2 protein-coding genes are annotated in these 2,705 nt (G+C 63.4%); one reads left to right on the top strand and one right to left on the bottom strand.

Features of this window, described 5'->3' with window-relative positions:
- Positions 1-376, top strand: a 376-nt coding sequence (locus tag VFA60_05810) for a hypothetical protein (GenBank protein HZQ91289.1), incomplete at its 5' end; no start/stop codon positions are given.
- A gap of 353 nt (positions 377-729) precedes the next feature.
- Here VFA60_05810 and argS read toward each other — a convergent pair.
- A partial coding sequence (gene argS, locus VFA60_05805; GenBank protein ID HZQ91288.1) for an arginine--tRNA ligase occupies positions 730-2,705 on the bottom strand: 1,976 nt, incomplete at its 5' end.

The following is a 2,705-nucleotide window of genomic DNA, read 5'->3' as shown; positions in this document are numbered from 1 at the left end:
AAAAATGTGGCGGCTGCCGCTCGACGCCGAGTACCAGGAGATGATCCGCTCCAATATCGCCGACATCGTCAACACCGGCGGGCGCTGGGGCGGCGCCATCACGGCCGCCATGTTTCTCAAGGAATTCGTGGAAGACACGCCCTGGGTGCACCTCGACATCGCCGGCACCGCGTGGGTGGAGGACAGCAAGGCGTGGATCGCCAAGGGACCGTCGGGAATCGCGGTGCGCTCGCTGGTGGAATTCGTGCGCAGCATGGCGGAGGGTGATGGCGCAAGCAGCGCGCGTTCGCAAGCGCGTATTACCGCGACGCACGAAGCGCAGGAGCGATCGGAAAAGGGAGTCGGACTTTCGAGACTTAGCGATTTAACGAGTTAGCGATTGGCGAAGTGGTGATTCTATTTCCCACTCTTACCTACAGCTTACGCCGTGGGCTGCACATTCTGGCGCCGCTTCGCGGCTGAAAACACTCATTCGTTCCACTTCTCAGACAGCACTTCGAGTTGTGACACAGACTCCTACTGGACTCGCTCGCATGCTGGGACCTACCGGGCACTGAAGTGCCGGGCTATGAGCAGGCGCCCGCTTCGCGGGCTCGATTCGTATGGGTGCGAGGGCCGAAGACAGCAGTTTGTTCGCCGACGGCCGCGGTTCTGGTTATGGCGAATGCAAAAGCACCTCGGGCGCCATGTACTGGAAAGTCCCGAAGTCACAGGCGAGTTGCGGGCGGGCTACATCACCGGCGGAACCGTAATCCCCATGAGCGCCAGGACGCGGATGAGTTCGCGGCGGACAACGGCGACCGTGGCCAGCAGGAAGCGCTTACGATCCTCGTCGGCTTCGGTGAGGATGTGGTGGCGATGGTAGAAATTGTTGAACATCTGCGCCAACTGAAACGCGTGCTTGGCGGCGTAGGCGGGCTCGGTGGTGGCGATGCACTGGTCTACCAGGTACGAGGTCTTGGAAGCGGCCAGCCAGAGTTCCCAGAATTCGTTGCCGTTTTCGCCGGAAAAGAAAGTTTCGAAGATAGCAGTTGGCAATTGGCCGTTGGCAGTTGGCCGCTTGTCGTTAGTCGTTAGTCGGTGGTCGTTGGCAATTGCTGGGTGGCCGTCAGCCGTCGACCGTTGGCCGTCAGCCATTTGCTCCGGGTCCACGCCTGCCTTGCGGAAAATGTTGGTGGCGCGGACCACGGCGTACTGCGCGTAGGGGCCGGTTTCACCTTCGAAGCTGAGGGCCTCCTTGAAGTCGAAGGCGATGATGGTGGGCTTGGTGAACTTGAGCATGAAGTAGCGCAGGGCGCCGATAGCGATCTGGCCGGCGATGCGGCGGCGCTCGCGCTCGTCCAGCTCGGGGTGGCGCGAGTCTACTTCGCCGGCGGCGGAGGCGATGAGCGCGTCCAGCAGATCGTCCGCCTTGACGCCGAAGCCGCGGCGGCCGGAGACCTCGATGAAGGGGCGACTCCAGTCGTCCTCGGAGAGCGAGTAGCCAAGCTCGGCGGCGCAGCGCGGGGTGAGCGCCACCATCTCGTAGGAAAAATGATGGTAGTTCTCTGCCGCCTCGGTGTAGCCCAGGCCGCGCAGCGCCTCGATGACCGCGTTCTGCGCTTCGGCCTGGCGCGCGTCAATCACGTTGTAGATCTCGCTGACGCCGCCGAAGTGAGGGTGGTTGGGCTCGCTGCGCTCAGGCGAGGTTGAGATCCAGCACTCGTGGCCGTCGGCGTAGCGGTAGAAGCGGCGATAGCCGAAGTCGCGGCCGAGCAGCCCGAACTTCCACAGGTGATACGCGATGTCCTTGCCTTCGTAAACCACGGTGCCGTTGGAGCGGACGAGGACCTTTGTGTCCTCAGCTTCTTCCGCCACTCCGGTGCGCCCAGCCCCAGGTCGATCTGGTGACTCCGGTTGTTCGGCCGCGACCGCTGTAGCTTCGCGCGAGGCTGTCCGCGCAGGCGCGTCCGTGTCCCCTGCACGCGCCGTTGTCACGCGTGTTGGGGTGGAGGGACGCTTCATCACCCAGCAGCCGGCCTTGGGACCCTGGGTCTCGAGATAAACGACGCCCTTCTCCTTGAGCTGCTGGAAGGCGAGCTCCCAGAAGCCGAGGTGGACGATCTCGCTTTCGCGCGGCAGGAAGTCGTACTCGATGTCCTGGCGCTCCATAGTCTGAAGGTGGCGGCGGAGCACGGTGGTGGAGATGAGCTCGGCGACGCGGGCAATGTCGTTGTCGCCGGCTTCGAGGGCGTGGAGGGTTTCCAGGCGCTTGTCGACGTTCCTCTTGTCTTCCTCGTACCACTGCGAGGCGCGGGCGTAGACGTCCCAGCAGGTGTAGTCGAAGCGCGGGTCGGTGGCGGCGAGGCGCTCGAGCTCGGGCAGCGACTTCTTCTCTACGTAAAGAAAACCAACGACTACGTCGGCGACCTGCACCCCGGTGTTGTCGATGTAGTTCTGGACGTCCACGGAGCGGCCGGTGGAGCGCAGCAGGCGGACGAAGGTGTCGCCCAGGATGGCGTTGCGCAGGTGGCCGATATGCGCTGCCTTGTTGGGATTGATGGAGCTGTGCTCGACCAGGATTTTGCGCGCGGCCAGTGACTGGCGTTCGGCGGCGGTGAGTTCGCCTTCCTTGTCGGCAGCAATTGCCGAAGCGGCTTGGGCGCGATTAAGGCGAGCGTTGATGTAGCCGGCCCCGGCGACCTCCAGCTTCTCGAAACCGGGAA

It is taken from the genome of Terriglobales bacterium, from assembly GCA_035651995.1.
Classification (GTDB): domain Bacteria; phylum Acidobacteriota; class Terriglobia; order Terriglobales; family Acidobacteriaceae; genus DASRER01.
Note: the sequence above shows the minus strand (reverse complement) of the source record. Positions and strands in the feature narration are given on the sequence as shown.